This is a genomic window from Modestobacter sp. SYSU DS0875 (assembly GCF_054050915.1).
This window is the reverse complement of record NZ_JBJHAH010000038.1, coordinates 21,016-37,337: the sequence shown is the minus strand read 5'-3', so window position 1 is coordinate 37,337 and position 16,322 is coordinate 21,016. Positions and strand designations below refer to the sequence as shown.

Below are 16,322 nucleotides of genomic sequence, written 5' to 3'. Positions count from 1 at the left end.
CGTCGCACCGCGGCCAATGGCCGTACCCGGCCTGCGTTGAGCCGTTGCGTCGGGGGGGGGGGGGGGGGGGGGGGGCCCCCCCCCCGCCCCCCCCCCCCCCCCCCCCCCCCCCCCCCCCCGGCGCGTTCAGGGCAGCAGCCGTGCGACGGCGCGCTCCCACTCCTGCACCAGGTCGACCTCGGCCGGCGTGCGCAGCCACTGCTCCTCCAGGCCGCCCATGACCGCGAGCAGCTGGCGGGCGGTGGACCCGGGGTGCCCGACGTGCCCGGTGACCAGCCGGGTGAGGGTGGCCAGCACCCGGGCGTCCCGGTCGCGGAAGTACCCGTGCGCGGGGTGCCCCGCGAACAGCGACTCGGTGCGCAGCATCGAGTACAGCCGGACGATCTCCGGCTGCGTCGTGTTGCGGACGACGACCGCCCGCAGCACCGCCCGCGTCTCGGCCGGCGAGGAGCCGTCCAGGTCGTCCAGCCCCGCGCCGAGCTCGCCGGCGACGGCGGCGGCGTCCCGGCGGTCCCGGTCCTCCAGCAGCGCCACCAGCAGCTGCTCCTTCGAGCCGACGTGGTGCAGCAACCCGGCGACGGTCAGCCCGCACGCGTCGGCGACCGCCTGCACGCTGAACCCGTAGAAGCCGCGCTGCCCGACGATCCGGGTGGCCTCGTCGAGGATCTGCCGGCGGCGCTGCTCCGGCGTCCACCGGCTGCCCGGTCCGCGCGGGCGGGCCTCAACCAAGCGGGAGGACGACGGCCTGCGGGTCGGTCGCGTGCGCGCCCACCTGCAGTTCGACGTCGGTGACCTCGGGCAGCACCCGCTCGTGCCGGTCGTCGTCCCAGCGGGCCAGCGCCAGCAGGCTCACCGGGACCTCGACGGTCACCGAGCCCCCGGCGGGGACGGCGACGCTGCGGAAGCCGACCAGCATCCGCTCGCCGGCGTAGCCGCCGGTGCGGGTGCGGCCGTAGACCTGCACGACGTGCCGGCCGTCGCGGCCGCCGGTGTTGGTCACCGTCGCGGTGACCGTCGACCCGTCCGCGGTCACGTCGCCGATCGTGAACGACGTGTACGACAGCCCGAACCCGTGCGGGTAGGCGGCCTCGACGCCCAGTCGGTCCAGCAGCCGCTGGCCGTGCCACCGGTCGTAGGTGATCGCGGTGGCGTCCCGGTCGAAGAAGGGCAGGTGCTCCTCGCTGGTCGGCACGCTGAACGGCAGCCGGCCGGCCGGCTCGGCGGCGCCGGTGAGCACGTCGCCGAGCGCGGGGCCGCCCTCCATGCCGGCGTACCACTGCAGCAGGACCGCCGGGACCTCGTGCCGCCACGTCTCGGTGAGCACCGGGCCGGCGGCGACGATCGAGACGACGGTGCGCGGGTTGGCCGCCGCCGTCGCCCGGATGACCTCCTCGTGCTCCGGGCGCAGCCGCAGCGAGTCGCGGTCGCCGCCGAACCCCTCACCGGCGGTCATCACGACCTCGTCGCCGGTGGCCCGGACGCCGTCCGGGCGCGGCGGGTAGAGCGCCAGCAGGTCGGGGTTGTTCATGGTGTCCGAGCCGACGTACTCGCCCTCGTCCTCGGCGGTGAAGCCGGCGACGACGATCGCGACATCGGCCTGCCGGGCCGCCTCGGCCGCGGCCGCCGGGTCGTCCTCGGCGACGTGGGTGATGCGGGCACCGGGGAAGGCGGCGGTGATGCCCTCCAGCGGCGTGGTGCTGCTGGGCGGGCGGACGTCGGAGGAGCCGTGGTCGCCCTGGTTGACCTCGGTCGCCAGCCGGCCGATGACCGCGATCGACGTGACCGCCGCGGGGTCCAGCGGGAGCACCGGGGCGCCGTCGACCGGCTCGTTGCGCAGCAGCACCATGGCGCGGGCGGCGACCTCGCGGGCCAGCGCACGGGCGTCGTCGCCGGCCATGAGCGCGGGGCCGAAGTCGCCGTCCTCGCGGGCGGCGTAGGAGCGCAGCATCGCCGCGATCATCCGGACGCCGGACCGCTCGACCAGCTCCCAGCTGGTGGTGCCGTCGTCCAGCTGGCCGGGCAGGTGCTGCGCGCGCTGCTGGCGGAACGGCTCCTCCAGGTCCAGGCCGGCGTTGAGCGAGGCGCCGGCGTCGCGCAGGCCCCAGATGAAGTCGCTGACGGTGATCCCGTCCCAGCCCCACTGGTCGCGCAGCACCTCGGTGAGCAGGTGCCGGTTCTGCCCGGCCCACTCGCCGTTGACCGAGTTGTAGGCGCTCATGATCGCGGCCACGCCCTCGTCGACGGTGCGCTTGAAGTGCGGCAGGTAGACGTCCTGCAGGGTGGCCTCGTCGATGGTGACGTCGACGGTGAAGCGGGCGTTCTCCATCGAGTTCAGCGCGTAGTGCTTGGCGCAGGCCATCACGTACCGCTGGGTGCCGCGCACCAGCGCCGCGCCCATCTCGCCCAGGTGGTGCGGGTCGTCGCCGTAGGTCTCCTGTGCCCGGCCCCAGGCGGGGTGGCGCAGCAGGTTGATGCAGACGCCGCCGAAGAAGTTGCCGCCGACGGCGCGCACCTCCCGGCCGATGACCTGGCCGACCCGCTCCTCGAGCTCGGGGTCCCAGGTGGCGCCGCGCGCCATGGAGACGGGGAAGGCGGTGCCGTTGCCGGAGACGCAGCCACGCGGACCGTCGACGAACTGGGTGCCGGGGATGCCGAGGCGGGCGACGGCACCGTGCGGGATCGGCACGGTGTTGTAGCCGCCGGTCAGCATCGCGAGGAAGCCGTCCCAGAACTCCCAGTCGCCGTCGAGCAGGCCGAGCCGCTCGTCCGGGGTCAGCTCGGCGAACAGCCGCTGCGCCTCGGTCTGGACGTCGGCCCCGCTGCGGACGGCGGCCACCGCGGTGTCGAAGGGGGTGTGCTGAGCGTCGGTGCCCACGGGTCCTCGCTTACCTAGTGGTTTGTAGGTAGCGCTGACCCTAGTGGCCCCGGGTGGGCCGCGCACGGGGCCGGTCGTCCGCCGGGGCCCAGTTCGGTCCGGGAGGAGCGGTTCCCGCGCAGGCCGGGTAGGGCCGGTGATCCACGACCGGACAGCCGCCCGAGCAGGACGCGCCGGGCACACGACTGAGGAGCAGGGCATACCGATGGGGCAGGACGAGAACGCGGAGAACGAGACCAACCCGCTGATCCGGACGATGCGTAGCACGGTGGGCCGGGAGAGCACCACCTTCGGCTTCTCGATCCTGGTCACCGCGGTGTTCGGCATCCTCCAGGTGACCCAGGGGTCGCCGGACCTGCCGAGGGTCTTCCTCTTCGCGACCGGTGCCGTGGCGTCCTTCACCCTGCTGGAGGGCCTCCTCTCCGCGGGCTTCCGGCAGGCCATGCCCCAGCACCGCACCCGGACGCTGGCGGTGGGCACGAGCATGAACATCGTCTCGGTGCTGGCCGCCCTGGGCGCGGCCGCGGCCCTGGGCGCGACCTTCAGCCACCTCGCGATCTGGGCGGTGGCGCCCTTCGCTGCGGGCGTCGTCTACCTGGTCGTCGAGAGCCTGGAGGCGGCGCTGGCAGAGCGGATCGTCCGATCCTCGGGTGAACACGGGGCCGACGAGGTCTCGGACTAGGCCGCCCACCGAGTGCGTCCCGCGCTCAGGCCGGGCCCACCAGCTCGGCGACGATCTGCGCGGAGAGGGTGACCAGCGGCAGCCCGCCGCCGGGGTGCGCCGAGCCGCCGACGAGGAACAGCCCCGGCAGCGGGGAGGCGTTCCCCGGGCGCAGGAACGCCGCGCGGGCGCCGTTGCTCGACGTCCCGTAGATCGACCCGCCGGGGCTGGCCGTCTCCCGTTCCAGGTCGGCCGGGGTGCGCACCACCCGCCAGCGCACCCGGTCGCGCACGTCCAGCCCGCGGGCGGCCAGCACGTCGAGCACCCGGTCGGCCTGGGCGTCGGCGAGCCCGGGGGCGGTCCAGTCGACGCCGCTGCCCGGTTCGTGACGCGGCGCGTTGACCAGCACGAACCACGACTCGCTGTCGGCGTCGGGCCGGGTGGCCGGGTCGTCGGGCGCGCTGACGTAGACGGTCGGGTCCTCGACCGGCCGCTTCGGGCCCCGCCTCCCGAACAGCGCGTCGAACTCGGCGTCGTAGTCGGCCGGGAAGAGCACGGTGTGGTGGGCCAGGCCGGGGGTGCGCCCGCGCAGGGCGAGCAGGAGCACCAGGCCCGACGACGACGGTGTGACCCGGCGCAGTGCGGCGCGCGGCCCGCGGGCCGGGGTGGTGGCGGGGAGCAGCTCGCGGTACAGGGCCGTCGCGTCGGCGTTGCTGACGACGACGTCGGCCGGCACCCGCTCGCCGTCGGCCAGCCGCACCCCGGCGGCCCGGCCGCCCTCGACGAGCACCTCGGCGACGGGGGAGCCGGTCCGCACGGTGGCGCCGCGCTCGACGGCCCGCTGCGCCACCGCCTCGACCAGCCGGCGCAGGCCGCCGGGGACGTACCAGGAGCCGAAGGCCTGCTCCGCGTACGGAACGGTGAGCAGTGCCGCGGGGGCCTGCCGCGGGTCGGAGCCGGAGTAGGTGGCGTAGCGGTCCAGCAGCATCCGCAGCCGCGGGTCGGACAGGTACCGCCCACCCAGACCGCGCAGTGTGCGGCCGGGGGCGATGGTGCGCAGGTCGGCGGTGTTCCGGGCCAGCCGGAGCAGGGTGCCGGCGCCGGCCAGCGGAGAGCGCAGGAACGGTTGCTCGGTGGCCCGCCACATCGCCTCGGCCCGGTCGAGCAGGGCCGCCCACTGGGCGCCGGTGCCGGTGCCGAGTGCGGCGTCGAGCGCGGCGGGGATGTGCTCGCGGCTGCCCGGGACGTCGACCGCCGTCCCGTCGGCGAAGCGGTAGGCGACCGCCGGATCGAGCCGCTGGAGCTCCAGCACGTCGTCCAGCGGGGCGCCGGTGGCGGCGAACAGGTCGCGCAGGACCTGGGGGAGGGTGACCAGGCTCGGGCCGGTGTCGAAGCCGTGCCCGTCGCGTTCGAACCAGCCGAGCTTCCCGCCGATCACCGATGCCTGCTCCAGCACGGTGACCGCATGGCCGGCCGCGGCGAGCCGGGCAGCGGCCGCCAGCCCGCCGAGCCCGGCGCCGATCACCACCACCCGGGCCACGCGCCCACGGTAGCCGCGGCCCTCGTCCACCGTTGTGCGCTGGACGCGGGTCTGCGGCGGGGCAACCGACGACCAGCGCACAACGGTGGGCACAGGCCGTTGGCGATCTCCCGGTCCGGCGCGTGGCCGGCGCGTCACCGGCCTGGTGCACCTCCGTGCTGGGTGGGGTCCGGCAACAGGACCCCTGGCACGAGGGGAGCCGCGCCTCGCGCGTCCCTGTCTCCCGAGCCCGCGGGGGCCGGCAACGTGGCGCAGGGCAGTGGGTCCTCCAGCATGGCCGGCGTCAGCGTCACCCCGGTCAGCAGCTGCAGGAACGATGCGGCCGGTGCGCCTGGCGTCGTGTCGACGGGTCCGGGGTGGAGGCGACGGTCAACGTCAGCAGCAGATGCTGCTCCACCCAGTCGGAGAACCACTCGAAGCGCTGGTTCGTGCTCGGCATCCTGGTACGTCCCGTCGGTCAGAAGTCGGCGTCGAGGTGGGCCAGCAGGGTGGCGGCATCCCAGGTGGGCGGGGGCATGATCCGGCGGATGGTGAGCAACGGCTGCGCCGGGTCGGTCGGATCGGCCAGCTGGAACGCCGCCCGGTAGCCCGCCGCCGCCACGTGGGTGAGCGTCTCCTCGTTCCACATGCCGTGCGGGTAGGCGAGGAGGTCGACCGGGTGCCCGAGGACCTCCGCCAGGGTCTGCCGGGGCTGGTCCACCTGCTCGGCCCACTGGTCCCCGGAGATGCGGTCCATCCGCTGGTGGTCCCAGCTGTGCGCGCCGATCGTCATCCCGGCGGCGTCGAGCTCGCGCAGCTGGTCGCTGCTGAGCCAGTTCGGCTTGTCCAGGACCACGGTCATCGGGAAGAACGCGCCGGGGAAGCCGAACTCGCGCAGCACCGGGAGCCCGACGGTGGCGTGGGTGGCCGAGCCGTCGTCGAAGGTGAGCAGCACGGCGCGGTCGGGGAGCGGGGTGCCGAACTGCAGGTGGTCGACGAGCGCGGGGGCGGAGACCGGGGTGTACCCGCCGTCCCGGAGCGCGCTCAGCTGGGCACGGAAGGCGTCCGGCGGTGTGGTGATGCTGCGGGCGTAGGCGCTGTCCTCGGCGGTGTGCTCGCGCAGCTGGTGGAAGCAGAGCACCGGGACGGTGGAGCGGGCCAGGATCTCCTCCGCCGTTCCCGGGGTGGGTGGCGGCTCCTCGGTCGGGGTCGGCTCCGGCGTGGGGGAGGACGACGGGGCCGAGGTGGCCGCCGACGTCGTCGGACCGTCCGCGCGTCGCGCCGTGCCGGAGCCGCACCCGGCGAGGGCGAGCGCGGCTCCGGCGGCGAGGAAGTGGCGTCTGTGCACCAGGTCAGCTTGCTGCCCGGTGGTGGTCGAGGCAACGCCCCTGGGCGGGTGCCCGGCCGTGCTGCCGACGGCGCCGCCGTGTCGACGTGACGGGATGTCGACACGGCGGCACGCGGACACGTCGAGGTGACGGCGGTCGTCGTCTGGCCAGCACCCGGTCCACGACCAGCCCCTCGATCGTGCTCGACCCCGGCCTCCGCGACGTGACCCGAACGCGCGTTCGAGGTGCGACAGTTCAGGCGCCGGGACGGCGTCGAGGCAGGCGCCGTCCCGGCCTCAGCGGTAGATGACGTCCACGCTGGTGAAGGCGCCCAGGGCGTGGTCGGCGACGAAGAACTCGTGGTCGCGACGAACCCGGTCGGCCGCCTCCTCGGCGAACCGCAGCACGTCGTCGACGAAGAGGTCGTGCCCGCCGATGGCGGTCAGGATGGCCGGCTCGACGTCGTAGTCGACGTTGCCGGTCTCGTCGGACAGCGCGTGCGTGTGCGCCAGCGCCTTGCCGCAGATCTCCGCGTAGTCCTTCCATTCGTCCGTCGACAGCGACGAGAGGCTGAGGTCGTCCCGGAACGGCGCCCGCTCCCGGGACATGAAGCTCTCGCCGTCGATCTCCACGCTGCCGTAGAAGACGTCGCCGTTGACCAGGTGCACCCGCTGGGCGTGCCGGATCCGGTCGCCCTGGCCGTCGACCTCGAACCCCGAGTGCGGCGCCAGCCCGGTCAGCGCGGACCGCCGGGCCCGCTTGAACTCCAGCAGCAGGTCGTCGGTGCCGTCGTCGCGCACGCCGGCGATCAGCACGTAGTAGCGGGTCAGCCCCAGGGACGCCGTTCCCGCGTTCCGCCGCTCCGCCACGTCCTTCACCCGCATCTGCCCCGCGCGCTCGGGCACCGAGATCTCGTTCTCGGCGACGAAGCGGTCGACGATCCCCTGGAACTCGGCCCGCCGGCTGCGGATCGGCACGATCTCCTCGTCGGTGCGGAAGCCGCTGAGCGTCTCGTCGAGCAGGTCCTCGGCCAGCCAGTCGGCGCGGCCGCGCTCCAGCGTGCTGCGGATCAGGTCGGCGATCAGCGGTGGGGCGTTGTCCAGCCGCAGCTGCTCGGTCTCCTCCTGCCCGTCGTTGGCGTAGGAGGCGATGCCGGCGACGTACCCGCGGACGAAGCGCTCGGCGATCGCCCGCTGCTTCTTGCGCCCCTTGCCGCCCTTCTCCTCGGCGGCGAGCTGGAAGCCGACCGCGCCGCGCTTGAGATCCCAGGTGAACGGGGCGTAGTAGGCGTCGTCGAAGTCGTTGACCCCGAAGATCGGCACGTTGTCCGAGCTGGGCATCACGCCGAAGTTGCCCGGGTGCACGTCGCCCAGGCACAGCACCGTGGGCAGCCGCGCGTCCTCGCCGGCCAGGTCCCGGTAGAAGAGCAGGTTGGTGCCGCGGAAGAACTGGAAGGCCGAGCCGGCCAGCTTGTCGAACTTCGCCCGGGCCTCCAGGTCCCCGGTGGCGATCCGCTGCTCGTGGTCCTCGCGCACGGTCTCGCGGACGTGCACCCGGCGGTCGTTGCCGGTGAGCATCCGGGGGATCAGCACCATCTCACCGCGCGCCCGTGCCTCGGCCAGCGCCCGGAAGGCGTCGACCCGGGAGGCCACCGCCCGGGCGCCGTCGCCCCGGACGTCGCCGTCGGACGGCCCGTCCTCCGGCGACGCGGACGACGGGGCCGCGCGCCGCTCGCGGAGCTCGGTGAGCAGCTGCTGCTTGCTCATCGACGAGCGGCCGGGGATGTCCTGCTCACGAGCCCGGCGGATGAGCTCGGATCGGGGAGCGGTGGCGAGGTCGGTGTCCATGGCCCCTCGCCTACCCGCGGCCCACCCCGGGGCCAAACGCCTGTCATCAGACCGTCAGATGATCGGAGCCGCCCGGTCCGGTGCTCAGCCGAAGGGGCAGGTGGCTCAGGGCACGTCCCGCCGGCTGAACAGGACGACGCCGGCGCCCACCACCAGAGCGGTCACGACGGCCAGGAAGACGCCGCTCTGCAGGTGGGTGAGCAGGTACTCGGTCATCTGCCAGACGACGTTGCCCTGCGCGTCGACCGTCTCACCCTGGTCGACGACGAGAGAGAGCCCGTCGGGGAGGGCGAGTGCCGTCACGTTGTTCGTGAGCAGCCATGGCTGCCAGGCCGGCCGCAGCGCGCGGACGGCGGTCTCCACCACCAGCACGTAGATGAAGGCCGTGCCCAGCGCGGCGCCGGTGTTGCGCACCAGGTTGGTCAGCCCGAAGCCGAGCAGCCCGGCGAAGAGCGTGAGCAGCACCCCGCGGCCCTGGGCGCCGACCACGTCGGACCAGAAGCCGTCGGGCAGGTCGCGGCCGTCGCCGACCAGGCCCTGCCAGATGCCGGCCATCGCCAGCCAGGCGACCTGCGCGACCACGCCGAGCACCACCGAGGCGGCGGCGACGACCGTGGCCTTGGCACCCAGCACCCGGGACCGCCGCGGCTCCCAGAACAGCAGGTTGGTCATCGACCGGCTCGACCACTCCGCGCCGACGAACGTGGCGCCGACCAGGAAGGCGAGGGCGGAGCCCAGCAGGCCGAGGGTGGCCGCGCCGGTCGGGCCCTGCTCCGCGAGGGAGAACGGTGGCGGGTCGATGAACCACTCGATCGAGAAGTCGGACTCCTGGACGGGCGGGCCGCACCACTCCTCGGGCGTCACCCCGGTGTCGGCCGGCTGCTGCGCCAGGCACTGCTCGCGTCCCTCGATCGCGAGCTCGACCTGCTCCTGCCGCTGCTGCTCCGCCGCGGCGAGCCGCTCCGGCGTGGGCGAGGACCAGTTGAGCAGCCCGACCACCAGCGCGCCGACCCAGACCAGCGCGGCCGTGAGCAGCAGCAGCCGGATGAACCGGCGGGCGGTGAACCGGTGGAGCTCCGCGCGCAGCAGCCCGCCGAACCGGCCCGCGGGGACGGTCGGCCGGTCGGCCTGCGGCGGGGTCTGGACGGCGCTCATGCCCGCTCCGCCGTCAGCGCGAGGAACGCGCTCTCCAGGTCTGCGGTCATCGGGGTCAGCTCCTCCAGCCAGTGTCCGGACTCGGCCAGCAGCCGGGTCACCTGCGCCGGTGCGACGACCGCGTGCACCAGCAGGCCACCCTCCGGCGCCGGCGCCACCTGGTAGCCGGCGGCGGTGAGCACCGCGGCGGCGGCCGCGGGGTCGGGCACGCGCACCCGGACGTCGGGGGCCCCGGCGCCGGCCAGCACCTCGTGCACCGGGCCGGAGGCGATGCACCGGCCCCGGGCCATGATCGACACCGAGTCGGCGACCTGCTGGATCTCGGACAGCAGGTGTGAGCTGATCAGCACCGTCGTCCCCTCCCGGCCGAGCCGCCGGACGAGCTCCCGGACGTCACGCATGCCGCCGGGGTCCAGCCCGTTGCCCGGCTCGTCGAGCACGAGCAGTTGCGGCGCCTTGAGCAGCGCGGCGGCGATGGCCAGGCGCTGCTTCATGCCGAGGGAGTAGCCGGCGAACCGGTCGTCGGCGCGCTCGCGCAGCTCGACGACCTCGAGCACCTCCTCGACCCGGGTGCGGGGCAGCCCGGCGGTCTCGGCCAGCAGCCGGAGGTTCCGCCGGCCGGTGAACCCGGGGAAGAACAGCGGTGTCTCGACGAGCGCGCCGACGCTGCCGATCACCTCGGGCAGCCCGCCGGGCACCGGCCGGTCGAGCAGTCGCACCTCGCCGCTGTCGGGCCGGACCAGGCCGAGGGCGACCCGGATCATCGTCGTCTTGCCGGAGCCGTTGGGCCCCAGCAGCCCGTGCACGCCGCCGTCGCCGACGACCAGGTCCAGGCCGTCCAGCGCGCGCTGCGGGGGTCGCCCGCGCCGGGCGTAGGTCTTGGCGACCGCGTGCATCTCGAGGGCGGGCACGGGCGACTCCTGAGCTGAGGGAACGGGCGGGAGCACCGTGGCACAGCCGACGGCCGGGTGGGGGTTTCCGCGCCGCACCGGTCCGCATCGGGATCGCAGCTGGCAGGCTGCCCGGGTGGTCTCCCTGCCTGCGCTCGCTCGCCGTGCCGACGCCGCCCTGCGCGCCCTGCTCTCCCGGTGGGCCCGCCGGGCAGGCTGGACCCCCGCCGTCCTCGCCCACCCCGGCTACGGCAGCGACGGGCGGGCGCGGGTGCTCGGCCGGGTGCTGCTCGCCCCGGCCGGCGCACATCCGGAGGACCGCCGCGCGGTGCCCGGCTGGCAGCGCTTCCTCACCCTGGAGAGCCCGCGCACCGAGGTCACCGTGGAGCTCGCCGGGCAGCGGCACGTGGTCCGCAGCGACGACGACGGGCTGCTCGACGTCACCCTCGACCTCCCGCTGCCCGACGCGGGCTCGGTCCCCGTGCTGCTGCGCGCCGGTGGGCGGGAGTCGCGTTCGGTGGTGCACCTGGCCTCCCCGTCGGCCGCCCGGGGCGTGGTGTGCGACATCGACGACACCGTGCTGGTGACCGGCATCTCGACGCCGTTGCGGGCTGCGTGGCGCACGTTCGTCAAGCCGATGAGCGGGCGCCGGGCGGTGCCGGGGATGGCGCGGCTGCTGCGGGAGCTGACCGCGGGCGACCCGCACGTCCCGGTCGTCTACCTGAGCAACGGGCCGTGGAACCTGGCCGGCCCGCTCACCCGGTTCATCGAGCGCGCCGGCCTGCCGCCCGGCGCCCTGCTGCTCACCGACTGGGGGCCGCGGCCGGACCGCTGGTTCCGCGACGGGCAGGCGCACAAGCGGGGCCAGCTGCGCCGGCTGGCCGGCGACATCCCCGGCGTGGCCTGGTCGCTCGTCGGGGACACCGGGGAGCACGACCCGGCGTTGTACACCGAGTTCGCGACCGAGCAGCCCGAGCAGGTGCGGCGGATCCTGCTGCGTGACGTCGAGCGCGAGGACACCAGGGTCGAGCGGGTCGGGCAGGTGCCGGTGGTCTACGCCCCGGACGGCGATGCGCTCGCCGCCGCTCTGCCGGCGGCCTGACGGCCGAAGAGCTCCGCCAGCGCCGCGTCGGAGACGGCCAGTGCATCGCGGTCGAACGTGCTGCTGGAAGCCACCACTTCCGCCGCGCCGGTGCGCTCGACCAGTGCGGTCAGCCGCTCGGCGACCTGCTCGGCGGTGCCGGCGATCGCACCGGCGGTCGTCTGCTCGACGTACTGCCGCTGCCGCGCCGTCCAGTCCTGCGCCCGGATCGCGGCCACCGGCTCCAGTGGTGGGAAGGCGCCGGTGGTGCGGGCCTGCGCCATGGCCCAGGCCTCGGGCAGCAGCAGGTCCTGCGCCTCGGTCGCCGTGTCGGCGACGACGACGTCGAGGCTGATCGCCACCCGCGGCTCGGGCGCCTGCTCGCTCGGCCGGTAGCTGCGCCGGTAGGCGGCGAGCGCGGCCAGCCCGGGCGCCGGGTCGCCGGCCACGCCCAGCAGCGGCCCGCCGACGATCACCGGCAGGCCGAGCGTGGCGGCCACCTGCAGGCCGCGGCCGGTGGCCAGCACGGTCATCGGCACCGCGGCCGCCGGGCGGGGGTGCACGGTCACCTCCGCCGTCCCGGTGAGGAAGCCACGCAGCTCGGCGAGGTCGGCGGCGAAGTCGTCCTCGGCCGCCGAGCGCAGCGCCCGGCGCACCGGCGGGGTGAAGCCGGGGGAGCGGCCGAGCCCGAGGTCGACCCGGCCCGGTGCCAGCGCCGACAGCATCGTGAACTGCTCGGCCACGACCAGCGGCTGGTGGTGGGGGAGCATCACCCCGGCCGAGCCGATCCGCAGCGTCCTCGTCCGGCCGGCGATCGCGGCGAGCAGGACGGCCGGTGCGGCACTGGCCACCCCGGGCACGCCGTGGTGCTCGGCCACGAAGAACCGGTCGTAGCCCAGCCGTTCGGCGGCGACCGCCCGCTCGACGGTGCCGGTCACCCCGGCGGCGTCCGGCTCGCCGGCACGGGTCCGGGACCGGTCCAGCAGCGACAGCCGCATCAGAACGCGTACCGGACGCGCAGCCAGGGCGCGTGCGCGCCGATCAGCTGCTGGAGCCGGGTGACGCCGGCCCGCTTCACGCCGGCGCGGTAGCGGACGTTGCGCTGGCCGTTCTGGCTGACCTTGGGTTCCTGCAGCTCCGGCCGCCAGAGCAGCTCCTCGGCGCGCGGGTGCCAGCCGAGGTTCACCTCGTGCAGGCCCTCGTTGTGGGTCAGCATGATCATCTCGGCGGCGGCCTGGGCCTTCGCGGCGGGCGAGAGCCCGTCGTCCAGCTGCTGCAGCAGCGCCGTCCAGTCGGCTTCCCAACCCTCGCGCAGCACGACGGGGGAGAGGTTGAGGTGCACCTCGTAGCCGGCCGCGACGAAGTCGTCGACGGCGGCGATCCGTTCGGCGACCCGGCTGGTGCGCACGTCGAGCAGCCGGGAGTCGGCGTCGGGCATGACCGAGAAGCGGACGCGGGTGCGGCCGGCCGGGTCCAGGTCGAGCAGGTCGCGGTTGACGTACTTGGTGGCGAAGGAGGCCTTCGCCGTCGGCAGCTCGCGGAAGGTGGCGACCAGGTCGGCGACGTTGTCGCTGACGACCGCGTCGACCGAGCAGTCGCCGTTCTCGCCGATGTCGTAGACCCAGCTGTCCCGATCGCACTGGTTCGGCTCGGTCTTCGGGCCCTGGCGGGCCACGTGCCGGCGCACCGAGGCGGTGATCTGGTCGATGTTGGTGAACACGGTGATCGGGTTGGCGTAGCCCTTGCGGCGGGGCACGTAGCAGTAGGCGCAGGCCATCGCGCAGCCGTTCGCGGTCGAGGGCGCGATGAAGTCCGCCGAGCGCCCGTTCGGGCGGGTGGTCAGCGTCTTCTTCACCCCGAGGACCAGCGTCTCGGACTTCACCCGCACCCAGCGGTCGACGTTGCCGGCGTTGCCGTGCAGCTCGGGCAGCTGCCAGTGCGAGGCCACCTCGACCACCTCGGCGCCGGGGAACCGGGCGAGCACCTGGCGGCCGCGCGGGGAGGCGGCGGCCGCGGGCTCGGCGTAGACGGTGCGCACCTGCAGGAGCCGGTTCTCGACCGGCGTCTCCTCGGGGAGGACCCCCGGAGAGCCCAGGTCGAAGAGCGTCAGCGCATCCGTCACGACGGGTGCAGCGCGGTGGTCCCGGGCGCCATTCCGGGGCCTGGTGTGGCGGACCCCCTAGGCTCCTCCCCGCCCTGCCCCCAGACCTGGAGGTCCCCGTGCTGGCCAGCATCGGTTACGCCGTCGCCTACACCGCCGTCGGCATCGCGCTGCTGTTCGTCGGCGCGCTCGCCCTCGACCTGTTGACCCCCGGCCGGCTGGCCAAGCACATCTACGAGGAGCGCTCGGTCAACGCCGGGATCGCCCTGGCGGCCGGCTTCCTCGGGCAGGGGGCGATCGCGTTCACCACGATCTGGACCAACGCGACCAGCGGGTTCGGCCGGGCGCTGGCCTACACCGTGGTGTTCGGGCTGCTCGGCGTGCTGCTGCAGGTGCTGGCCTTCCTGCTGCTGGACGTGGTCACCCCCGGCCGGTTGGGCCACCACCTGACCGGGGTGGCCTTCCACCCCGCCAGCCTGGTCTCGGCCGGCTCGACGCTCGCCGTCTCGGCGATCATCGTCGCGTCGATCTGGCCCTGAGCGTCGCTCCGGCCCTGCGCCGGCCGGCGGCCGCTCGTCGTCGCCAGCAGCACCCCGGCGACCACGACGGCGCCGCAGCCGAGCTCCACGGCTGAGGTGGTGTCGCCCAGCGCCAGCCAGGAGACGCCGATGCCGACCACCGGCACCAGCATCGAGAACGGCGCGACCGTGCTCGAGGGGTGCCGGGCCATCAGCGCCGTCCAGATCCCGGAGCCGAGCAGCGTGGCGACCACGACGGTGTAGAGCAGACCGGCGAGGGCGAGCAGCCCCTGGGTGGTGCCCAGCGTGGTGAACGACCGGGTGATCGCCGCCGGCCCCTCGGCCACGAGCGAGACCGCCAGCATGGGGAGCGGGGGCACCACGCTCATCCAGAGGGTCAGCTTCAGCGGCTCGGACGCCCGGGCCTGCCGGGTGCACAGGTTGCCCAGCGCCCAGCCCAGCCCACCGCACAGGGTGAGCACGACCGGCAGCGCCAGCGCCGCCCCGCCGATCTCGGCCCGGTAGAGGGCGATCCCGCCGAGGCCGGCCACGGCGACGCCGACGCCGGTGAGCTGGCGGGCGGTGAGCCGCTCGCGCAGCAGCACGCCGGCCAGCAGCACGGTGAACGGGGCCGAGGACTGCAGCACCAGCGAGGCCAGCCCGGTGGGCATCCCGGTGTCCATCGCCAGGTACAGGAAGAGGAACTGCAGGACGCCGAAGCCGGTGCCGTACCCGATCAGCCAGCGCAGCGGGACGTCGGGCCGGGGCACGAACAGCAGGGTCGGGACGGCGAGGACGGCGAACCGGAGCGCGACCAGGGTGAAGGGCGGGAACTGCGCCAGCGACAGGTGGATGGCCGTGAAGTTCACGCCCCACAGCACGGCGACGAGGCAGGCCAGCAGGCGGTCGCGGAGGGGCACGGGTCGAGCGTGCCGCGTCAGCTCGTGCAACTCCAGTGAAGAGAGGTTGACGGTCCGTTCAGGATCCCTGCATGGACCTGCGGTCGCTGGAGACGTTGCGCGCCGTCCGCAGCCGGGGCGGGGTCACCGCGGCCGCCGCGGTGCTGCACCTGACGCCGTCGGCGGTGTCCCAGCAGCTGGCCTCGCTCACCGCGGAGCTGGGTGTGCCGCTCACCGAGCGGGTGGGCCGCGGGCTGCGGCTCACCCCGGCCGGAGCAGCGCTGGCCGACGCCGCGGTCGATGTCGCCGAGGCGGTCGAGCGGGCCCGCGCGGCCTGCCAGGCCTTCGCCGAGCGGCCGGTCGGGACGGTGCGGGTCTCGGCGTTCCAGAGCGGCGCCCAGCTCCTCTTCCCGCGGCTGCTGGGAGCGGTGGCCGCGCTCGACGGGATCACCCTCGAGTGCGCCGACGAGGACGTGGCGCTCGCCGACTTCCCCGACCTCGCCGACCGCTTCGACGTGGTGGTCGCGCACCGGCCCGACGGCGCCGCGGACTGGGCCAGCGGCGTGCGGGTCGTGCCGCTGTTCCGTGAGCCGCTGGACGTCGCGGTCGGCGCCGACCACCGGCTGGCCGACCGGCCCGCTGTCGCCCCGGAGGAGCTGGCGGGTGAGGCGTGGATCACCGTGCGCGAGGGCTTCCCGGTGGCGCCGGTGATGGCGGCGGTGGCCGCCCGGTCGGGAGCCGCGCCGCACATCGCGCACCGGATCAACGACTTCGCGGTGGCCTCGGCGATGGTGGCCGCCGGGCACGGCATCTCGCTGCTGCCCCGGCACACCACCTCACCGGTGCCGGGCCTGCGGTTGCTCCCGCTGACCGGCGTGCCGGCCGGACGGCGGGTCGAGGCGCTGCTCCGTCCCGACCGGGCCGAGCGGCGGGTGGTGGCCCGGGTGCTCGAGGTGCTGCGCGCCGTCGCCGCGGAGATCGACCGCGGCGCGGGCTGAGCCGGCCGGGTCGGTCAGCCGGCGACCCGGTCGGCCAGCTGCTTGGCGTGCACCAGCGACAGCGCCGGCTCGGCCCGGCGCAGCGCCAGGACCGCGCCGACCCCCTCGGGCGCGCCCGCCTCGGCGATCACCCGACGTGCCCACGCCTCGTCGACGTGACCGGGCACCGGGCTGGGGGCGGCGTGGCTGCGGCGGAACCACCACAGCCAGTGCGCGGCGAGCAGGGCGAAGACGACCGCCCACACCGCGTTCCCGGCCACCGCGGAGGCGACCGCCGCGGCGCCGGAGGCCACCGCCAGCAGCAGCGGCACCCCGCGGTGGACGATCGGGGACTGCAGGAACCTGGTCGGGGTCTGCGGCACGGGCGGCATGCTGCCAGGTGCCGGCGTCCCGTGGCCCTCCGCGGCGCACGTGGATCACCGGGGACGGCGTGGGCGTGGGATCGAGCAC

The 16,322-nt window shown here is 75.0% G+C and carries 14 protein-coding genes and 1 pseudogene; 4 read left to right on the top strand and 11 right to left on the bottom strand.

What is annotated here, in order from left to right; translation table 11 throughout:
- Positions 1 to 126: 126 nt before the first annotated feature.
- Both ACI79Y_RS17855 and ACI79Y_RS17850 read right to left on the bottom strand, forming a co-directional pair.
- The gene (locus ACI79Y_RS17855) at positions 127 to 729 is read right to left on the bottom strand and encodes a TetR/AcrR family transcriptional regulator (RefSeq protein WP_457159778.1); all 603 of its coding nucleotides are present in this window, start codon (positions 727 to 729) and stop codon (positions 127 to 129) included.
- Positions 722 to 2,875, bottom strand: a complete 2,154-nt coding sequence (locus ACI79Y_RS17850; protein ID WP_457159777.1) for a beta-glucosidase — start codon at positions 2,873 to 2,875, stop codon at positions 722 to 724. Before ACI79Y_RS17850 ends, ACI79Y_RS17855 begins: the two co-directional genes overlap by 8 nt.
- A gap of 205 nt (positions 2,876 to 3,080) precedes the next feature.
- Between ACI79Y_RS17850 and ACI79Y_RS17845 the strand changes: the two genes are divergently transcribed.
- Positions 3,081 to 3,557 carry a hypothetical protein gene (locus tag ACI79Y_RS17845; RefSeq protein ID WP_457159776.1) on the top strand — a complete coding sequence of 159 codons (477 nt, stop codon included), beginning with the start codon at positions 3,081 to 3,083 and terminating at the stop codon, positions 3,555 to 3,557.
- A gap of 25 nt (positions 3,558 to 3,582) precedes the next feature.
- On the opposite strand, the gene ACI79Y_RS17840 is transcribed toward ACI79Y_RS17845, so the two are convergent.
- The 5 genes from ACI79Y_RS17840 to ACI79Y_RS17820 all read right to left on the bottom strand — a co-directional run bounded on the left by ACI79Y_RS17840 (position 3,583) and on the right by ACI79Y_RS17820 (position 10,296).
- Positions 3,583 to 5,076, bottom strand: a complete 1,494-nt coding sequence (locus tag ACI79Y_RS17840; protein ID WP_457159775.1) for a phytoene desaturase family protein — start codon at positions 5,074 to 5,076, stop codon at positions 3,583 to 3,585.
- Positions 5,077 to 5,533: 457 nt separating this feature from the next.
- Entirely contained in the window at positions 5,534 to 6,403 is an 870-nt protein-coding gene (locus tag ACI79Y_RS17835) for a polysaccharide deacetylase family protein (protein ID WP_457159774.1), read from the bottom strand.
- A 276-nt stretch (positions 6,404 to 6,679) separates the two neighbouring features.
- Entirely contained in the window at positions 6,680 to 8,230 is a 1,551-nt protein-coding gene (locus tag ACI79Y_RS17830) for a DUF2252 family protein (protein WP_457159773.1), read from the bottom strand.
- A 105-nt stretch (positions 8,231 to 8,335) separates the two neighbouring features.
- A complete protein-coding gene (locus ACI79Y_RS17825) occupies positions 8,336 to 9,385 on the bottom strand; it encodes a hypothetical protein (protein WP_457159772.1) in 1,050 nt (349 codons plus the stop codon).
- The gene (locus ACI79Y_RS17820; protein ID WP_457159771.1) at positions 9,382 to 10,296 is read right to left on the bottom strand and encodes an ABC transporter ATP-binding protein; all 915 of its coding nucleotides are present in this window, start codon (positions 10,294 to 10,296) and stop codon (positions 9,382 to 9,384) included. The genes ACI79Y_RS17825 and ACI79Y_RS17820 overlap by 4 nt, the downstream gene beginning before the upstream one ends.
- A 115-nt stretch (positions 10,297 to 10,411) precedes the next feature.
- Here ACI79Y_RS17820 and ACI79Y_RS17815 point away from each other — a divergent pair, with 115 nt between their 5' ends.
- The gene (locus ACI79Y_RS17815; protein WP_457159770.1) at positions 10,412 to 11,377 is read left to right on the top strand and encodes an App1 family protein; all 966 of its coding nucleotides are present in this window, start codon (positions 10,412 to 10,414) and stop codon (positions 11,375 to 11,377) included.
- Here ACI79Y_RS17815 and ACI79Y_RS17810 read toward each other — a convergent pair.
- Together ACI79Y_RS17810 and ACI79Y_RS17805 are read right to left on the bottom strand one after the other, a co-directional pair.
- Positions 11,329 to 12,354 carry an MsnO8 family LLM class oxidoreductase gene (locus ACI79Y_RS17810; RefSeq protein WP_457159769.1) on the bottom strand — a complete coding sequence of 342 codons (1,026 nt, stop codon included), beginning with the start codon at positions 12,352 to 12,354 and terminating at the stop codon, positions 11,329 to 11,331. The genes ACI79Y_RS17815 and ACI79Y_RS17810 overlap by 49 nt on opposite strands.
- Entirely contained in the window at positions 12,354 to 13,478 is a 1,125-nt protein-coding gene (locus ACI79Y_RS17805; RefSeq protein WP_457159768.1) for a spore photoproduct lyase family protein, read from the bottom strand. Before ACI79Y_RS17805 ends, ACI79Y_RS17810 begins: the two co-directional genes overlap by 1 nt.
- Before the next feature lie 98 nt (positions 13,479 to 13,576).
- Between ACI79Y_RS17805 and ACI79Y_RS17800 the strand changes: the two genes are divergently transcribed.
- Entirely contained in the window at positions 13,577 to 13,996 is a 420-nt protein-coding gene (locus ACI79Y_RS17800) for a DUF350 domain-containing protein (RefSeq protein WP_457159767.1), read from the top strand.
- A 50-nt stretch (positions 13,997 to 14,046) separates the two neighbouring features.
- On the opposite strand, the pseudogene ACI79Y_RS17795 reads toward ACI79Y_RS17800, so the two are convergent.
- Positions 14,047 to 14,895, bottom strand: a pseudogene (locus ACI79Y_RS17795) (EamA family transporter); the annotation flags it as partial.
- 71 nt (positions 14,896 to 14,966) lie between these two features.
- Between ACI79Y_RS17795 and ACI79Y_RS17790 the strand changes: the two are divergent.
- On the top strand, positions 14,967 to 15,872 hold the full coding sequence (locus tag ACI79Y_RS17790) for a LysR family transcriptional regulator (protein WP_457159766.1): 906 nt from the start codon (positions 14,967 to 14,969) through the stop codon (positions 15,870 to 15,872).
- Between the two features lie 14 nt (positions 15,873 to 15,886).
- On the opposite strand, the gene ACI79Y_RS17785 is transcribed toward ACI79Y_RS17790, so the two are convergent.
- Positions 15,887 to 16,234, bottom strand: a complete 348-nt coding sequence (locus ACI79Y_RS17785; RefSeq protein ID WP_457159765.1) for a hypothetical protein — start codon at positions 16,232 to 16,234, stop codon at positions 15,887 to 15,889.
- Positions 16,235 to 16,322: the final 88 nt, after the last annotated feature.